The sequence below is a fragment of the Pontibacter populi genome, assembly GCF_040278685.1.
GTDB lineage: Bacteria > Bacteroidota > Bacteroidia > Cytophagales > Hymenobacteraceae > Pontibacter > Pontibacter populi.
On sequence record NZ_JBEOKT010000004.1, the window covers coordinates 14,516 to 30,768 of the forward strand.

Here is a 16,253-nt window from a genome sequence, read left to right on the forward strand (position 1 = left end):
TTTTATAGTTGATGATTTAACACCCCTATTGAGCTATGCTCGCAAGTTTCGATCTCCCGTTCTCACTTGTCCTCAAGGGGACAGTTCTGCTATTCCTATAGTTAAAAGTATAGTTCTATAGTTACAGTCTATCGAGCGGACAGGTCGCGACCTGCCCCTACAGAACTACAACCACGATAAATTTCGAAGCTTACCGGTTTGAACTATAGTTTAGCTGTTGCTACGCGAAAGATCTCAGTCTTTGGGTTGAGCGCCTTGTGAATATCTGGTGCCGCAGGCATTGCGACGTAGGAGCAAAAGAGATTCGCACAGCGCGATGCCAAAAGACGGGGCCTCCCGGCCGTGAGGGCACCAAAGCTGGATTGAAACGATAGGTAAATAAAGCTCCCAGGATGAAAAGTGATTTGAAAGGATAGCTTGGTTCGAGTTGAAAGTTATCTTCAACTATAGGACACACAAGATCCTTCGCCTACCGCTCGGGATGATAATAGAGAAACTATAGAACCCAGATTTCTCACAGCATTCGGAATGACAATGAAGAAAGTATAGGTTAATGTAAGATCCCTGTCTCGGGCTTGATCGAAATGATAACAACAAACTATAGTATCAACATTACTTCTAACCCTTGCATTTTGTACCTGCCCGATTTATTGTAACTTTGGCTAAATACGATCATCACCCTAACTATGAGTTTACTGAATTTTATCCCCTGGAACGTAGATCCGGAAATATTTAACATCGGGCCGGTTTCTGTCCGTTGGTATGGGTTGTTTTTTGCGCTGGCTTTTGTGTTTGGGCAACGCATCCTTACCAAAATTTATGTAGCAGAAGGCCGCACCGAAGGCGATGTAGATGCGATCACGCTTTACATGATCATCGGTACTGTAATTGGCGCCAGACTGGGACACACGCTCTTTTACGACCCTGAATATTACCTGAGCAACCCGATAGAGATACTCAAAATATGGGAAGGCGGACTGGCGAGTCATGGTGCAACGATAGGAATTCTGTTTGCGCTGTGGTTGTTTAGCCGTAACCATAAATTTAACTACATGTGGGTACTCGACCGCATCGTTATAGTAGTGGCGTTAGGCGGGGCATTGATTCGTTTAGGCAACCTGATGAACTCCGAGATTATTGGAAAGGTAACCGATGTGCCATGGGCTTTTAAATTCTTACGAAACAACGAAATAATTAACGGAGTAGCTGCCTCTCAGGACCCACGCCACCCGGCACAGCTCTATGAATCTATTATGGTTTTCGGCCTGTTTGTGTTGCTGTACTGGCTTTGGAAAAAGTATAAGCAGGCGTTGCCGCTTGGGTTACTGTTTGGCTTGTTTGTAACACTACTCTTCAGTTTCAGGTTTGTAGTAGAGTTTCTGAAAGAAGACCAGGTAGCAAAGGAAGCTACGATGACGTTAAATATCGGACAGCTGTTGAGTATCCCGCTTATAATTATCGGGTTATTTGTACTGTTCAGAGTGTGGCGAAACCCTAAGCCAGCATTACCGGGAGGCAAATTGGTAGAAGCTAAATAAAATAAGAAGGGCTGTAGTTGATCGCTACAGCCCTTCTTATTTATAGTTTAAACTATAGTGTATATCTAAAAAGACTGCCGCCTTCGCTTGTAAGTATAAGGGTGTTGTTATCTTTAAAGGTTACAGCCTCTGTCTGGCCGGCACCGCTTAGTTGTATCTCTTCAGACTCTCCTTCAAAAAACGATTCCGGGTTTTCTACATTACGATACAGGTGTATTTTGCCTTCGCTTAGTAATGCAACTGTGCTTCCATCAGGGCTGATGCTTGCCCCTGTAACAGGTTCTCTCATTTTAACTGTTCCTATCTTTTTAGCGGTGTGGTTGCCGGGCTCGTCCGAGAGTTGGTACACTTTAGCTTCGTTTCTGCCATTGCGGTCTTTCGATATCAGGTACAGGTTGCCATCGTACCAGAAAATTGCTTCGCAGTCGAAACTGCTTTTATCTTTTTTAGAGGGTTTGCCTTTATAATCTTCGTAAGTGAAACGGATGGCCTGTGGATTTTCCATATCCTGCAAGCTGACTTTATATATGGCCAGTTCGTCACGTTTGCTGTTGTTATTGCCAATGTCGCCGATGTATAAATTGCCGCTGTCGTCGCGGGTCAGGTCTTCCCAATCAACGTTTGGCAGCTGAAACTTATGCGTTTTTATCAACTTTCCGGCTTCGTTTATTTCGTAAAGGTAAGGCTTGTTATTGGCGTCGTTATGCGTGAGGTAGTTTCCGTTTTCGGACATAATTTCAATGCCGGAGCTTTCTTGTATAGCACCGGGCAAAGTGGCAAGTGTTTCAAATTTATTAGTGTCAGATTTCATTGCTTTTGAAGCAGGAGCAGTCTGGTCGCGAAGGAAATAAAAGGCTATTGCCAGAATGGATGCAAAAACAATAAAAATTTTTATCATAAGTTTCATAGGTAAAGTAGTGTAAAAAGTAGTGTTGGTACCTACGGTAAACGTACTATGGGGTCTTACGTTTACTATATATTCATTTCAAAACAACGTTTTCGTAACTATAAATGAATATTCTGAAGATAAAGGAAACCTGCCTGTATGTATCGGACCTGGCAAAAACCAAGGCTTTTTATAATGGCAGGCTTAAGTTTGATGTAATTGGCGAGGTGCCTGGGCGACATATTTTTTTCAGGGCAGGCAGTTCGGTGCTGTTATGTTTTATAGCAGAGGCTGCGCGTAAACCCGGAAGTTTGCCACCACATTTTGGCTCGGGACAACTGCACCTGGCCTTCGAGGTAAGTAAACAGAATTACGCCACAACAAAAGAAACTATAGAAACTGCCGGCATACCCATAGAGCAGGAATATGACTGGGGTGGTGGTTTCCTGTCGTTCTACTTCCGGGACCCGGATGAGCATTTGTTAGAAGTGGTAATGGATGGAATGTGGGAGAGAGGGAGATAAAAGTTAGAAAGTTAGAGAGTTTGTGAGTTAGAGATTAACTATATTGATCATAATTCCACTATAATTAAGTGTATGATAAAAGTGATTTTACCCCTTATTCTTTCAGTATTTTTTTCCAATATAGCCCTAGGTCAGAATTTTTCACTGAGCGTGGCAGTTGACTCTATTATTGCGAATGAGTTGAAACATACTTATTCTTTAAACAAGAAATATATCGAAGAGAGCCTTAGAAATTCTGCTAAACAAAATACTGGGTTGAATGTAACGAACATCCGTCATAACGGAAATTCCAACTCAGATCCACTTATAGTTTTGGATGGTGTAATAGTAAATAAAGCACAGCTTGTAAATTTAAAATTAGACGATGTAAAATCTATAAAGACTATAAATGACACTACAGCTGTTCAACTATATGGAGTTAGAGCAGTTAGTGGAGTAATTAATATCAAATCGAAACTGTCAAAAAGAAAAGTAAAGAAGAAACTTTAACAGAATTTGGTTTTGATATAGTTGTGGTAGTTCTCTAATGTATTTTCCAAATTATAAACCAAAAGCCTCAGAATTGCTTCTGAGGCTTTTGGTTTAACTATGGTTTACCTTTATTGCAAGCGTGACTGCAGTTCTTCTATAATTCCGCCGTAGCGTTTCAATAATCTTCCCCAGTCCGAGAACAACTGGTCTTCTTTTACACTAATAACGCCATCGGCCCGCTGGCTTATTATTTTTACGACATAGGTCAGTTCGTTTGAGTTGCCACCGCTGCTCACGATCATACGCGTGCGAATAGTACTCATGCCGTTAAAGTTCTGTACCTGCCACGACGTTGTCAGATAGCCCGTATTATAGTCTACCGTTTCCAATACATCAAAACTGCGGGTAATAATAGAGCTAAGCGTGCGCCAGGCATCTTCGGGAGCTATCGTCTTATTTACTGGTATAGTTATGCGCACGTTAGCCATGTCAGTCGAGATCGATGAGTTATAAGCTTCATCTTCCACCATCTCTACAAATTCTGTCAACGGTGGTTCCTGCATGTTTGTCTGATTACAGTAGTTCTTCGTGAATCTGATAAAACCATCTTTCACAACGCGCACTTCTACGCAATCATTTTTCGGTACTTTAAGATCGTATTTGCCTACGCCCAGTATTTTTCCGGCAACTTCTATGTTAGCATCCGATGGCTCAGTGCTTATTTTTACCAACCGGTCTTCTAAAGCAGCTCTGAAACGGATAGGAGGGGCCGGGTCGGTGGCGGGCTTGTTGCAGAAAACCTGGGTTACATCGGCATAGCCTTCGCGCACTACATTAACGGTTACACATTCGCCGTTCGGTATTGTTACATCCGAAGTACCTCTGCCTTTCGAAACCCCATTTATCTGCACCGTAGCATCGGCAGGAAACACCTCTAGGCGAACCTGGCGGTCTTTCATCTCAAAAAAGTCTTTTATAGGGGGCGCTTCACGGTCCGGAGCGTTGTAGTATATTTTAGTTATAGGCGCGAAACCAGCTTTTTTAACTTCCAGGGTCAGAAACTTGCCTTTACCAATAACAAGGTTGGTTCTTTTAGTCCCGATCATGCGACCATCTACATAGATTTCGGCATCATAGGGCTCCACGCTTATGTCAACCAATCGGTTTTCGAGGGTTACTTTTTGTTCTTTCTCCCACTTTAAAGTTCGCGGGTATTCTTTTATCAATGGCTCGAAGCCTTCTTTCACGATCTTGATCCTGTTACGGGAGTCTTTCGATAGTTTCAGTTCTATGCTGCCCACACCAAGTTCAGCTACTTCAGAATTGTCTGATTCGCGGAGCATAAAGAATTTTGCATCGGGGATGTTAGAGGTGATATTGATCTTACTCTGGGCGAAAACTGAAACCGACACAAAGCACAAGCAGAGGAAAGCGTATAACTTTTTTTGCATAACTATAAGGGTTTTAGAATAGACAGACCTCCATAAAAATATATGAAGTAAGCGCTTATATTGTTAATTTTTGGTATATACGCAAGTAAATATATTAATGTTCTAATAATGATTGAGCCTCAATAAGTATAGTTTGTGATCAGAACAGGGGCAGACAGGTTGTTACTTTCAGGGGAGTTTATACAGGAAAACCCTTCCAGTTACAGTTAAACTATAGCTGAAAGGGCCTACCAATTAATTAAAAGCTGATACTGTTACATGTTTGTATTTCGGAATACAAGGTCTGTTAGCGCTATGGAGTAAGTGCCTTCTGTAGTGTGCGTAATTGTGTATGTCTGAGGGTAATAGCCCGGATCAACATATTTCAGGAGCGAAGGGACAGGCAAATGTTCGGTGTCGCCGGTCGCCAGGCTTTCCAGGTATGCCAGTGTTATCATCGGCTCCAGGAAAGTAACCTTGTCGCCACTTGATCCATAAATAAAGGTTCTGGAAAACCCTGCCTGTGAAAACTCAGGAGAACGCACATCGCTCCAGTGCACGCCCATATGTGGAACTGCAAATGGTGTAGGGCCGAACGAATAAAACTCAGGGAAAACAGTGCCTACTAACGACCATGCTCCTTCATCTGGTCCACCGGCTATGTGGCTCAACTGGCCTTCGGTTTGCATGTAAAAATGAAGATCGAAGTGCGGCAAGGTATAGACTCCAATCGGGTCGTGGCCCATGGGGTTCCAACCTATGGCTACTGTTTTATAACCTGTAGCATGTGCCTGGCCTGGCAATGGAAGCACGACTTCATACATATCCTGTTCCATAATTCCATCCAGCGCTTCTTCAGTAAATTCAATCCCCATCGCGAGCGGCTTGCCCTGAAGCACTTCTACCCAAACCCAGGCTGTTCCATCCCCAATAGCAACGGCATCGCCGTAGTAAGTTTTTGTCTCAGTTGCCTTCGCTTTTTGCTGATTGCCGCCAAGTGTGGCCGTTGGCTGTACATCCTGTGCTTGTTCGCAAGCCGAAAACAGAAATACAGACACTAAGGCCAGGGTTTGCAACAGTCTGTGACCGTGCATCAATTGTTTTTTCATAAGTTTATTTGATTGTGGTTAATGAAATATAAGCGCAGGCAAGGGGAACACCGCTTTTAGGTAGTGAGTAGAACGTAGGGGTAAAGGTATAAACTATAAATTAATGTTGGTAAAGTTATACTAAGTAAAACCAGCGTTCTGCTCAGTTTATAGTTCACTTAACCTTTTAGTTTGATTGGGGCTTGTTTTTGAAGTTGTGGAGATAAGCTTATAGTTGCTAAATAAGAGCAAGAAACTATAGTTTAAATAGGTAGGCTGTTAGTCAATCTCAAAGTGATTTAGCCACTTCTTTTCTGTTACGAATTGTTCGTGTTCATCTTTTTCGATGAATATGGCTTTAGCTGATTTATCTAAAAGCAGCGTGTCTGGTATAAAATTATTGTCATAAGGCTTTTTGGTAAATATGATGGTATCGCCAACTATAAAGTAATCTCCTTCAAAGGTTTCAGTGTACCCAAAAATGCCGGAAGCGTGATTTTCGACTTTCCCATTTTCCCTGAATATTAAAGTGTAATGGTACAGATCGTCTTTTAAGGTTGCTGTTAAAATGCTCTTTGCTTTAAAAACCTCAGAATGATATAGATTGAAAAGTAGTATGACACCTATTACAGATAAATGAGAATACAACTTGATCTCATTTCGCTTTTTCCCATCTCTGATAACTGTAACAGCGCTCTCAAAAAATGAGCCGATATAAAGTAATATGATTGGTAGAAAAACAAACCAATATGAAAAAAGCCATAGCATCATCCCTCCAAAAAAGTCTGTTATAATCCAAGCAACTATACCAACAGATGAAACGATGGCTATAACATTGAAGAAAGAGAATTTTCCGGGTATAGAGTTTTGTGTCATTTTCTTATAGTTGCTCATTCACTTTTACCAGTGTATCCGCATTAAGTGTATGGCCACCTTCAAAAGTATAAAGCTGCGGCACAATACCTAATTCAGACATGAGCTGTTGTTTTTTCTGGAGGCTTGCAGGAGTTATAAATTCGTCCTCGGTGCCGTAAACGATAGCTACAGGCAGGTTGCCAAAAGCGGCTTTACCGGAAGTGAAATCAATATCTTCGGGGAAGGAAGCGGCCCAGAGTATTAGCCGGTGTACGGGAGCAACACCGGAAGCCAGCCAGCGACTGACTGTAGCCCCGCCCTGCGAAAAACCAACTATAGTTACCCTCACATTTTCGGGTAGTTGCTGTAGTTGGGTTTGGAGTAGTAAGTTAAGGTAAGCAGCCTGGTCATTAATTTCTGCCATGCGGTCTTCTTTGGTCATCCAGGTCGCGCCCACTCTCCCCGAAAATCCATCCAAATAAAACCGCGAAAGTGCTTCAGGAGCAACAATAACCGTATGGCCGTTATCCAGGGGTGCAAAATGACGGAGAAAATAGCGTGCCAGCTGTCCGTAACCATGGCAAACTAACCAAAGGTCTGTTACCTGGTCAGAGGGTGTGCCTAAACTATAGTAGCGGGCAGTGCGCTGGGTCAGCAGGTGTTGCTCGGTCATGAATCAGAAGTGACTATTTGAGGCAGCAGTTTACTTCCTATAAATGATCTGAATTAAACTGGAAAGGCAACAGGTCGGCTACAGAGTTAAAGCGATAGAACTTACCATCCTCCGCCTGTAACAGCACCGGAATAGGTTCTTTTTGCTTGAACTCGTACTCGGCCATCACCTGGCGACATGCACCACACGGCATAGCTGGCAGAAACTCCTGCTCGTTGCGGCGGCGGGCTGTAACAGCCAGTAGTTTAATTTTTGCTTTTGGGTAATTGGCGCTTAGGGCAAAAAGAGCAGTGCGCTCGGCACATAAACCCGACGGATAAGCTGCGTTCTCCTGGTTGCTGCCTTTAAACATGGTGCCATCTTCCATAAGCAGCGCAGCACCTACTAAAAAGTTAGAATAAGGGGCATAGGCATCAGCGGCGGCTTGTTTTGCGAGCTCCATGGCCTGCATTTCCTGCTCACTAAGTTCGGCAGCAGAATCCAGCACGTCAATATCTATGTTAATGGTCAGTTTATTTGCCATTCAGGTAAGTGTCAATACTAAAACTAGAAAAGGGCTATAAAATTACAGGAATATTCCGAAAAAGCAATAAAAGGGTTTGCCTTCGTGCCTGTAATCCTTAACTTGAAGCATAACTACTGTTCTGTATCTATGAAAAATATCCTGCTGCTTGGCGCTGGCCGCTCTGCTTCATCGCTTATCGCTTACCTTTTACAGCATGCACCCTCCGAGAACTGGCACATCCGCATTGGTGATATTGTGGTTACACACCTTCATAGTTTGGTTGATGATCTCTCTTTTGCCGAAGCCCTGGTTTTTGACGTGCACAACGATGAACAGCGCGAAACGGAAGTAAAAAGGGCTGACCTGGTGATATCGCTGCTACCGGCGGTTTTTCATATTGAAGTGGCCAGAGAGTGCCTGAAACAGGAAAAGCACCTGATCACGGCGTCGTATGTTACGCCAGCCTTCCTGGAGCTGCACACCGAAGCACAGGAAAAGAACTTAACTATACTCATGGAATCGGGCCTTGACCCGGGTATAGACCATATGTCTGCCATGGCGGCTATTCAGCATATAAAAGCCAAAGGCGGTAAACTTACTTCTTTTAAATCGTACTGCGGCGGACTGGTTGCCCCGGAATCAGACACCAATCCCTGGAACTATAAGTTTACCTGGAACCCGCGTAACGTGGTGCTGGCAGGTCAGGGCACAGCCAAGTACATCAAGAACGGCGAGTACAAATACATTCCGTATCACCAGCTGTTTAAGCGCACCGACCAACTATCCGTAGAAGGCCACGGAAATTTCGAAGGCTATGCCAACCGCGACTCGCTCAGTTACCGAGAACCTTACAACCTGCTGGACATACCCACCATGCTACGCGGCACACTGCGTAAACCCGGTTATTGCGCCGCCTGGAACGTTTTCGTGCAACTAGGCTTAACCGACGATAGCTATACCCTTGAAGGTTCCGAAAACATGACCTACCGCAGTTACCTGGAAGCTTTTCTGCCACCAGCTGTTACTGGAGAAACTATAGAAAGGAGGATAGCCAATTACCTAACTATAGATGAGCACGGTGAAATAATGCAGAAACTGGCCTGGCTCGATCTGTTCACTGATGAACCTGTGGAGCTGGCAGGAGCAACTCCTGCACAGGTGTTGGAAAAAATACTGAAAGAAAAATGGCAACTTGCTCCCGGCAACAAAGACATGATCGTGATGCAGCATTTGTTTGAGTATGAACTGGCAGGGAAGAAGCATGAACTTACATCATCGTTGGTTGTGAAAGGAGATGACGAAGTGCACACCGCCATGGCGAAAACGGTAGGTTTACCGGTAGCTATACTCGCCAAATTATTGCTGCAAGGCAAGATCAAACATTGCGGAGTGGTCATCCCTATTCACCCGGAACTATACGAACCTGTGCTGGAAGAACTGAAAAGCTACGGTGTTAATTTTGTGGAAAAGGATAGGGTACTGTCTTATAATAAAAATATGCCGCCAGTTTGAGCGCAGCGGTAACTGGTGGTAAAGTAGGCAGCCAGTTTGTAACTGGCGAAAGTATAAACCTGAAAAACGCCAGTTACAAACTGGCCCCATATGCTGCCACAAGTTGCGCTATCGCTAAACTTGCGGCATGTTCGGGGAATTGTCCCCTTGAGGGGACTATAGGGGTGTTTACTCCAGCTGATTTACTTGACTTGGCTAATAGAAACGATAAGCTCCGTAGCTTTACACCCCAACGGTCCCCTCAAGGGGACAATTCTTTTTAGTAGGTAAGAGTTGATTCTCTCACTATAAAACTATAAATGCAGATAATACTCCCGTAGCAATTCTGAAAACTTAAAAGTATAAGTCACTTTATCAGCTTCCCGGATGTGGATCTGGCTTATAGTTGAAGTAGCGGGCTTTATGAAACTATAGGTCTGGATATGACGGATGCACTGGCCGTTGATGTAGGTGTATACTTCTATAGTTTGTTCCAGGTATAGTTGATGATCCGTTGCCAATTCTGCAAAATGCCGGGCTTCGGTGGGTGGGAGCAGAATGTATAGTTTGCCTTCAGCAGTTAAATGCTTTTGGGTAAAAGTCAGGATGTCTTCAAAGAAAAGATCGCCGGTGTGTTTGGCACTGTCCTTGGCGGCATTACCGGACTTTAATGATGCCAGGAAAAACGGTGGGTTGGAAAGGATGACATCGTAGCTCTGCTGATTATCCTTCGCGAATTCCTGCAGGCTTACCGGGTGCAGGTTTAGCCTGTCTGCCCAGGGGCTTAATGCTAAATTCTCTTCAGCCTGTGCCGCTGCTTCCGGGTTAATTTCAACGGCATCTATAGTTGCATCTGTTCGTTGCGCTACCATCAGCGAGAGCAAACCCGTACCGGTACCGATATCTAAAACCCGACCAGCCTTACTTACATCAATTACAGCCCCAAATAAACAGGAATCAGTACACACTTTCATGGCGCACTTGTCCTGTTCTACCCGGAACTGTTTGAATTGGAAATAGGAGTTCGCCAATTTTAATGATCAGTTATTAATGAATAATGAGTAATGGATGTCATGATTGTCATTTCGAGCCTAAGCGAGAAATCTTTTTCAGATTCAAGATAGATCTCTCCTATCGTCGAGATGACATTAGTAATTAATCATTCCTGATTATTCATTATTTAGAATTAAACATTCCAGATTCAAAGCCTTCGTCGGCAGGCAGGTTTGGTTGTAGGGCGCTGGCAACGGCCAGTTCGTCGCAGCGTTCGTTTTCGGGGTGGCCGGCGTGGCCACGTATCCAGACAAATTTTACATTATGTTTGGCATACACACGCAGGAAACGGGCCCAAAGGTCTCCGTTGGCTTTACCGGCAAAGCCTTTTTTCTGCCAGCCAAATACCCAGCGTTTTTCCACGGCATCTACCACATACTTCGAGTCGGAATACACAGTAATCGGAATGCCCGGTTTGGTAATAGCTTCAAGGCCAACTATAACAGCCAGTAACTCCATACGGTTATTGGTGGTTTTCCTGAAGCCGGCGGTAAGTTCTTTAACATGTGGCCCCCAGCGCAGTAACACACCATAACCACCCGGGCCAGGGTTTCCGCGCGAAGCACCATCCGTAAATAATTCGATCATAGTTAATTGTTATATTGCTGCATTGTTAAATGGTTGATCTGCAATTGTGAAAACAACCATTTAACCATTCAGCAATTCAACCTTTACAAATTCGTTTTAAACAGTTTTATGGCGATGGCCAGCAGGATAACCCCGAATACTTTTCGAAGTACGTCGGCGCCTGCCTTGCCCAGTTTCTGTTCTATCCAGCCTGAAGCTTTCAGTACAATGTACACAAACATCAGGTTCAGGATAATACCTACCAGGATGTTGGGAACCGAATAAGCAGCACGAAGCGAAAGTAGCGTAGTCATGGTGCCGGCGCCAACTATAAGTGGGAAAGCCAGCGGAACGATAGAGCCGCTTTTTATCTCAGGGTCGGTATGGAAAAAGTCTTTGCCCAGGATCATCTCCAGGCCTATCAGGAAAATAATGATAGCACCCGCCATCGCAAATGACTCGAAATCGATACCGAACAGCTTTAAAATACCATCACCTACAAAAAGGAAAGAGATCATCAGCACACCAGAAATGATCGTGGCTTTTTCGGACTGGATAACACCTTCGCGCTTACGCAGGTTTATGATGATCGGGATAGAGCCCAGAATATCGATGATAGCAAACAGGATCAGCGTTACCGATATGATTTCCTTAAAGTTAAAGAGAGCCATGTGCGCTTATAGTTGGTTTTGGCGCAAAGGTATGATTTTAGGCGTAGTAATGCAGGAAAAAGCGTTTTAGTTCTTCGTACTCTTCATCCAGTATAGCCGGGAAGTTGGCGATCCGGAAGGTATTACGCTGCCATGCGCCATAGCCATTGCCGATTCGTATGTTATGGTGCAACGCCCTTTTTTTGATATCATCTACCAGGCGCTCGCTGGCTTGCAAAGCTATAACCGTACGGGAGCGCACTTCTTCATTCTCAACCAGCAGTTGTATATCCTGAAACTGGGCAAAGAATTCGTAAAGGGCTGTCGAGCGGTCAATCAGTTCCTGGTCTATGCCTTTAATAAACGGACGGTCTTCGAGTACGCGGCGCAACAGGTAAATACCCAGCGTGTTTGGGGTGTGGGTGGTCTGGTAATTCAGCATTTTTTCGTAGATGCTTACCAGGCTGTTGTAGTGCCCGCGCTCGGCCATTTGCTTTGCCCTGAAAATAGCACGTGGCGAACAGGCCATTACACCAAGTCCGGGAGGCAAACCAAAGCATTTCTGAACCGATGCAAACCAGATATCCGCCTTAATTATTTTAAGGTTCAGGCCAGCCATAGACGAGGTAGCATCTACAGCAATTAAGGTATCGCGGTAGCGGTTGTGTAAATTAAGTATAGTTGTGGCCGAAACCTGAGTACCGTTTGATGTCTCGTTCTGTGTAAAGCAGATCAGTTCGGTATCAGCGCTAATCTCTAACTGCTCTACTGGCATTGCCTCGTTCAGGTCAAAAGCGATGCCTTCTGATTTAGGACGCAGCTTTTTGGCATAGTCGAACCATTTCTCCCCGAAAGAGCCGTTGTAAATATGGGAGCTTTTATGCTTTGTCAGGCTCTGGATCAGGATCTCCCAGCACTCCGTAGCCCCGGATGTAAAGAAAATATAATAATCTTCGGGGATGTTGAGCTTGCGTTTTATTAAGCCCACCGTGGCTCTCGAAAGCTGTACAAACTGCTCTCCGCGGTGTGGTGTTCCCAACATACCTTCGTCGTACGCATCTGTCATGTAGGTGCGCACTTCGGGGTATATTTTAGATGGGCCTGGGTAAAAATTGAGCATCATTCGGGAATATAAATAAAATATAGTGTAAAAACTATACTTTTTTAGAGTAAAAAGGTTCAGTTCGTAATGCTAACGCGTCGAGCTATAGTTTATTTAGCGCCAAAACCGATTTGTTTAGGCTTTAGTCGTTCGAAATACTGCAACGCCATGCGGTAACTCTCCAGCCCAAAGCCAACTATAGATCCGGTGCAATACGGGGCCAGCATGCTTTTGTGACGGAAAGCTTCGCGGGCGTAAATGTTGGAGATGTGTACTTCCACTACGGGTGTTTCTATGGCCTTAACGGCATCCGATAAGGCAACCGAGGTGTGCGTGTAAGCCCCAGCATTAAACACGATCCCTTTGTAAGTAAACCCAACTTCGTGCAGCTTATCAATTAATGTGCCTTCGGTATTGCTCTGGAAGTAAGTAAGCTCCAGTGCCGGAAACGCTTCTTTCAGTTCTTCAAAATAATCTTCGAACGAACGGGAGCCATAAACCGCTTTTTCACGGATGCCCAGCAAATTCAGGTTGGGGCCATTCAGGATCAGTATTTTCATAGAGTTTGGGTGTTGCTTGTTTTCCGCATAAAACGGAAGCCACAAAGGTAAGGATTAACTATATTTGCTTTAATTAAATTGTTTAATTGTTGGATGGTTAAATTGTTATTTATCTGAATCAAGATTTTCAGAATTAAAAGATAGATAGGATTCAATTGATTGTTTAAAAAGCTGGCTCTGCTAGTGTAAAAGACACAAGGTATTGCGTCTCTACAGAACAAAACTTCCAAACTTTCTAACCTTTTAACCTTCTAACTTTTAAACTCTCTAACACCTAAACTTTCTAACTTCCAAACTTCCCAACTTTCTAACTCCCCCCATGACCTGGAACATAACTGTAAAGCAATTTGAGCAATACCTGCGCCTTGAAAAGTCGTTGTCGGGTAACTCCGTGGAAGCGTATTTGCGTGATGTTAGAAAGCTGACCGATTTCCTGGAACTGAAAGGATTACAGGTTGCCCCCGAAAATATAACGCCAACTATACTCCGTGATTTCCTGGAATGGGTAAACGAACTGGGCATGACGGTGCACTCGCAGGCGCGGACGCTATCCGGCATCCGGGCTTATTACAAGTTTCTCATCATGGAAGACATGATGACCTCCGACCCGACCCAAACCATAGAAGCTCCTAAACTAGACCGCAAACTACCCGATACACTTAACTTTCATGAGATAGAGCAGCTGCTCGCTGCCATAGACCTGTCTACACCCGAAGGAACACGTAACCGTGCCATGCTCGAAACACTTTATAGTTCCGGTCTGCGCGTATCGGAGTTGCTGGACCTGAAACTGAGTAACCTGTACGAGGACATGGGTTTCCTGAAAGTGGCAGGTAAAGGAGATAAGGAAAGACTGGTGCCAATTGGGCGCGATGCGTTGAAACATATTAAACTATACCGCGAAGGTGTGCGCTGCCATCTTAAAATAAAGAAAGGCCACGAAGATATTGTGTTCCTTAACCGCCGTGGCGCCAGACTTACACGCGTTATGGTTTTCACGATCATTAAAGACCTGGCTGCCAAGGCCGGAATACAGAAACAGGTAAGTCCACACACATTCCGGCATTCGTTTGCTACACATTTAATTGAAGGCGGCGCCGACCTGCGAGCCGTGCAGGAAATGTTGGGCCACGAATCCATCACCACCACCGAGATCTATACCCACTTAGGTAGAGATTACCTGAAGCAGGTTATTAAGGATTTCCATCCGAGGAGTTAGGAGATTAGCTTACTTGAACCCACCCCTAACCCCTCCGAGGAGGGGGATTTTCTTGCTACTAAAACGCCGATAGAAGCCGAATATCCTGTACTCTTTTTGGAAGGGACAGGGAAATGACCAAAACGAACTATAAATCTGTATAATTAACTATATCAGTTGCATAAATTCCCCTCTTGGGAGGGGCAGGGGTGGGTAACGATAGCAGATCAATATATACAAACACAATAAAACTCTTCTTCCAAACTATAAATCCCGAAGCCAACACAACTTCAGGATCTATAGTTTAACAACCCTACTTCCCAGGACTCATCACACTCAATAGTAAGTACAAAACACCAACACCAGTCCCTACACCAAAGCCTATTGCTGCTTTTCCTATTTTGCGGTTGTGTGCCTGCTTTTCGTAGCCTTTTACATAGTTGGGGTCTTGCAACGATGCAGCGGGTAATGCCTTGTTATAACGGGCTCTGGGTTTTACAGCACCTATTATGATAGGCCCGACCGGACCGGCCAGGAAAACAGTAGCAGCAGAACCCAACATAGCGCCGGTGCCATTATAGTGTAGCCTGGCATCCTGACGGCCTTTCTGGTACATCATTACTGGATCAACTATAGTTGTTTCATTAGTTGTTTCTGAAGGCAAATTCTCTGTAAAAACTTCTTTGGTGCCGTTGGCAAAGCGTATCATAAATACTTCAGTCTTCGCCAAACTATAGTTCAACGTGTCAGTGGTATCAGCAGACAGGTAAATGATATCGGTGGTGGTAATCTCCTGCACGTTGGCTTTTAACTCTTCGCCGTTTATTTTAACGATCACATCCTGCGACATGGCAACCTGTGCCAGCAAACAAGAGAGTAAGATGAGTAGATGCTTTTTCATGACTTTCAGTTGTAGCTATAGTTTATAGTTAGTAGCGACGTGAGTTAAAGCCGAATAGCACACTGAACCGGGCGCCATCTTTAGACGGGGCAAAGGCCACATTCACCGGGAAGTTTATACCCTGGCTCTGGAAGTTGGTGCCAGCCGCAAACACAAGCCCGGCACCGGCTACAGAAACGTTAGGTCCAACACCAAACTCCATTCCTTTGGGGCCACGGATACCAACCAGGGCGCTTAAACTTGGCAGAAATTTGCCTTGCTCCAGGCCACCTACCAACGGCACAAACTCAAACAAACCAGATGTTCCGTTTTCCAGCGTGAAAATGCGCGTCTCGAACTGCCAGCCGAACTGGGTAATGAACGGGCTTACAGTTTCCTGGTGCTCTTCTTCTAAATTATCGACCAGGCGCGAGCTAAGAACGGTAAAACCCAGGCGCGGACCAGATAGTTTTAAATGCTGCTGCTCTGGTTGGTAATAGCCTGGCGAAGGAGTAGTAGCCTGTTGCGCCGGCTCTGCAGTAATAACTGTTTTAGAGCCGTTCTCATACTTTATCATAAACACTTCCGATTTCAGGATAGAGATAAGCGGGCCTTCCAGGTTGTCGAAGCGCTTATATTTTACTTCGGTTAGTGTTATTTCCTGCACCTTTACTTGCAGCTCATCGCCGTTGCGCTTGGTTAAAATGTCCTGGGCCTGGCAAGCTATTACTACAAATAAGGCAAGGCAGGTAAAAAGTAGCTTTTTCATGATTATACTTTTG

Annotated in this window: 18 protein-coding genes; 5 read left to right on the forward strand and 13 right to left on the reverse strand. The window is 44.5% G+C overall.

The features are described 5' to 3' along the window. Window positions 1-686 precede the first annotated feature (686 nt). Window positions 687-1,538, forward strand: coding sequence for a prolipoprotein diacylglyceryl transferase (gene lgt / locus ABS362_RS05060; protein WP_350411240.1), 852 nt, complete (start codon window positions 687-689; stop codon window positions 1,536-1,538). A gap of 52 nt (window positions 1,539-1,590) precedes the next feature. Here lgt and ABS362_RS05065 read toward each other — a convergent pair whose 3' ends face one another. Continuing rightward, window positions 1,591-2,436 carry a hypothetical protein gene (locus ABS362_RS05065; RefSeq protein WP_350411241.1) on the reverse strand — a complete coding sequence of 282 codons (846 nt, stop codon included), beginning with the start codon at window positions 2,434-2,436 and terminating at the stop codon, window positions 1,591-1,593. A 113-nt stretch (window positions 2,437-2,549) separates the two neighbouring features. Here ABS362_RS05065 and ABS362_RS05070 point away from each other — a divergent pair, with 113 nt between their 5' ends. Both ABS362_RS05070 and ABS362_RS05075 read left to right on the forward strand, forming a co-directional pair. Continuing rightward, on the forward strand, window positions 2,550-2,948 hold the full coding sequence (locus ABS362_RS05070) for a VOC family protein (RefSeq protein ID WP_350411242.1): 399 nt from the start codon (window positions 2,550-2,552) through the stop codon (window positions 2,946-2,948). A gap of 72 nt (window positions 2,949-3,020) precedes the next feature. Then, the gene (locus ABS362_RS05075; protein WP_350411243.1) at window positions 3,021-3,437 is read left to right on the forward strand and encodes a TonB-dependent receptor plug domain-containing protein; all 417 of its coding nucleotides are present in this window, start codon (window positions 3,021-3,023) and stop codon (window positions 3,435-3,437) included. A gap of 110 nt (window positions 3,438-3,547) precedes the next feature. Here ABS362_RS05075 and ABS362_RS05080 read toward each other — a convergent pair whose 3' ends face one another. From ABS362_RS05080 to cdd, 5 genes are all read right to left on the reverse strand, one after another. Then, the gene (locus ABS362_RS05080; protein WP_350411244.1) at window positions 3,548-4,870 is read right to left on the reverse strand and encodes a hypothetical protein; all 1,323 of its coding nucleotides are present in this window, start codon (window positions 4,868-4,870) and stop codon (window positions 3,548-3,550) included. A 254-nt stretch (window positions 4,871-5,124) separates the two neighbouring features. Then, the gene (locus tag ABS362_RS05085) at window positions 5,125-5,958 is read right to left on the reverse strand and encodes a hypothetical protein (protein ID WP_350411245.1); all 834 of its coding nucleotides are present in this window, start codon (window positions 5,956-5,958) and stop codon (window positions 5,125-5,127) included. A 258-nt stretch (window positions 5,959-6,216) separates the two neighbouring features. After that, complete coding sequence (locus tag ABS362_RS05090) at window positions 6,217-6,831, reverse strand: hypothetical protein (RefSeq protein ID WP_350411246.1); 615 nt, start codon at window positions 6,829-6,831, stop codon at window positions 6,217-6,219. After that, entirely contained in the window at window positions 6,818-7,465 is a 648-nt protein-coding gene (locus tag ABS362_RS05095) for an alpha/beta hydrolase (protein ID WP_350411247.1), read from the reverse strand. The genes ABS362_RS05090 and ABS362_RS05095 overlap by 14 nt, the downstream gene beginning before the upstream one ends. 37 nt (window positions 7,466-7,502) lie before the next feature. Further along, on the reverse strand, window positions 7,503-7,988 hold the full coding sequence (cdd, locus tag ABS362_RS05100; protein WP_350411248.1) for a cytidine deaminase: 486 nt from the start codon (window positions 7,986-7,988) through the stop codon (window positions 7,503-7,505). Window positions 7,989-8,117: 129 nt separating this feature from the next. Between cdd and ABS362_RS05105 the strand changes: the two genes are divergently transcribed. Further along, window positions 8,118-9,482 carry a saccharopine dehydrogenase family protein gene (locus ABS362_RS05105; RefSeq protein ID WP_350411249.1) on the forward strand — a complete coding sequence of 455 codons (1,365 nt, stop codon included), beginning with the start codon at window positions 8,118-8,120 and terminating at the stop codon, window positions 9,480-9,482. Between the two features lie 293 nt (window positions 9,483-9,775). On the opposite strand, the gene ABS362_RS05110 is transcribed toward ABS362_RS05105, so the two are convergent. From ABS362_RS05110 to aroQ, 5 genes are all read right to left on the reverse strand, one after another. Beyond that, window positions 9,776-10,492 carry a tRNA1(Val) (adenine(37)-N6)-methyltransferase gene (locus tag ABS362_RS05110; protein WP_350411250.1) on the reverse strand — a complete coding sequence of 239 codons (717 nt, stop codon included), beginning with the start codon at window positions 10,490-10,492 and terminating at the stop codon, window positions 9,776-9,778. A 145-nt stretch (window positions 10,493-10,637) separates the two neighbouring features. Then, a complete protein-coding gene (rnhA, locus tag ABS362_RS05115; protein ID WP_350411251.1) occupies window positions 10,638-11,102 on the reverse strand; it encodes a ribonuclease HI in 465 nt (154 codons plus the stop codon). 83 nt (window positions 11,103-11,185) lie between these two features. After that, window positions 11,186-11,752 carry a MarC family protein gene (locus ABS362_RS05120; protein ID WP_350411252.1) on the reverse strand — a complete coding sequence of 189 codons (567 nt, stop codon included), beginning with the start codon at window positions 11,750-11,752 and terminating at the stop codon, window positions 11,186-11,188. Window positions 11,753-11,789: 37 nt separating this feature from the next. Beyond that, window positions 11,790-12,854, reverse strand: a complete 1,065-nt coding sequence (locus tag ABS362_RS05125) for an aminotransferase class V-fold PLP-dependent enzyme (protein WP_350411253.1) — start codon at window positions 12,852-12,854, stop codon at window positions 11,790-11,792. Between the two features lie 89 nt (window positions 12,855-12,943). After that, window positions 12,944-13,393 carry a type II 3-dehydroquinate dehydratase gene (gene aroQ / locus ABS362_RS05130; protein ID WP_350411254.1) on the reverse strand — a complete coding sequence of 150 codons (450 nt, stop codon included), beginning with the start codon at window positions 13,391-13,393 and terminating at the stop codon, window positions 12,944-12,946. Window positions 13,394-13,712: 319 nt separating this feature from the next. Here aroQ and xerD point away from each other — a divergent pair, with 319 nt between their 5' ends. Beyond that, window positions 13,713-14,612: a site-specific tyrosine recombinase XerD gene (gene xerD / locus ABS362_RS05135; protein ID WP_350411255.1), complete on the forward strand. Its 900-nt coding sequence runs from the start codon at window positions 13,713-13,715 to the stop codon at window positions 14,610-14,612. 292 nt (window positions 14,613-14,904) lie between these two features. Here the strand turns inward: xerD and ABS362_RS05140 are convergent, their stop codons facing one another. Both ABS362_RS05140 and ABS362_RS05145 read right to left on the reverse strand, forming a co-directional pair. After that, window positions 14,905-15,492: a hypothetical protein gene (locus ABS362_RS05140; RefSeq protein ID WP_350411256.1), complete on the reverse strand. Its 588-nt coding sequence runs from the start codon at window positions 15,490-15,492 to the stop codon at window positions 14,905-14,907. Between the two features lie 28 nt (window positions 15,493-15,520). Beyond that, the gene (locus ABS362_RS05145; protein ID WP_350411257.1) at window positions 15,521-16,240 is read right to left on the reverse strand and encodes a hypothetical protein; all 720 of its coding nucleotides are present in this window, start codon (window positions 16,238-16,240) and stop codon (window positions 15,521-15,523) included. Window positions 16,241-16,253: the final 13 nt, after the last annotated feature.

What these genes read in the sequence shown, in the direction of transcription:
- lgt (WP_350411240.1), top strand. Translation starts at nt 687, where the DNA reads ATGAGTTTACTGAATTTTATCCCCTGGAACGTAGATCCGGAAATATTT.
- ABS362_RS05065 (WP_350411241.1), bottom strand. Translation starts at nt 2,436, where the DNA reads ATGATAAAAATTTTTATTGTTTTTGCATCCATTCTGGCAATAGCCTTT.
- ABS362_RS05070 (WP_350411242.1), top strand. Translation starts at nt 2,550, where the DNA reads ATGAATATTCTGAAGATAAAGGAAACCTGCCTGTATGTATCGGACCTG.
- ABS362_RS05075 (WP_350411243.1), top strand. Translation starts at nt 3,021, where the DNA reads ATGATAAAAGTGATTTTACCCCTTATTCTTTCAGTATTTTTTTCCAAT.
- ABS362_RS05080 (WP_350411244.1), bottom strand. Translation starts at nt 4,870, where the DNA reads ATGCAAAAAAAGTTATACGCTTTCCTCTGCTTGTGCTTTGTGTCGGTT.
- ABS362_RS05085 (WP_350411245.1), bottom strand. Translation starts at nt 5,958, where the DNA reads ATGAAAAAACAATTGATGCACGGTCACAGACTGTTGCAAACCCTGGCC.
- ABS362_RS05090 (WP_350411246.1), bottom strand. Translation starts at nt 6,831, where the DNA reads ATGAGCAACTATAAGAAAATGACACAAAACTCTATACCCGGAAAATTC.
- ABS362_RS05095 (WP_350411247.1), bottom strand. Translation starts at nt 7,465, where the DNA reads ATGACCGAGCAACACCTGCTGACCCAGCGCACTGCCCGCTACTATAGT.
- cdd (WP_350411248.1), bottom strand. Translation starts at nt 7,988, where the DNA reads ATGGCAAATAAACTGACCATTAACATAGATATTGACGTGCTGGATTCT.
- ABS362_RS05105 (WP_350411249.1), top strand. Translation starts at nt 8,118, where the DNA reads ATGAAAAATATCCTGCTGCTTGGCGCTGGCCGCTCTGCTTCATCGCTT.
- rnhA (WP_350411251.1), bottom strand. Translation starts at nt 11,102, where the DNA reads ATGATCGAATTATTTACGGATGGTGCTTCGCGCGGAAACCCTGGCCCG.
- ABS362_RS05120 (WP_350411252.1), bottom strand. Translation starts at nt 11,752, where the DNA reads ATGGCTCTCTTTAACTTTAAGGAAATCATATCGGTAACGCTGATCCTG.
- ABS362_RS05125 (WP_350411253.1), bottom strand. Translation starts at nt 12,854, where the DNA reads ATGATGCTCAATTTTTACCCAGGCCCATCTAAAATATACCCCGAAGTG.
- aroQ (WP_350411254.1), bottom strand. Translation starts at nt 13,393, where the DNA reads ATGAAAATACTGATCCTGAATGGCCCCAACCTGAATTTGCTGGGCATC.
- xerD (WP_350411255.1), top strand. Translation starts at nt 13,713, where the DNA reads ATGACCTGGAACATAACTGTAAAGCAATTTGAGCAATACCTGCGCCTT.
- ABS362_RS05140 (WP_350411256.1), bottom strand. Translation starts at nt 15,492, where the DNA reads ATGAAAAAGCATCTACTCATCTTACTCTCTTGTTTGCTGGCACAGGTT.
- ABS362_RS05145 (WP_350411257.1), bottom strand. Translation starts at nt 16,240, where the DNA reads ATGAAAAAGCTACTTTTTACCTGCCTTGCCTTATTTGTAGTAATAGCT.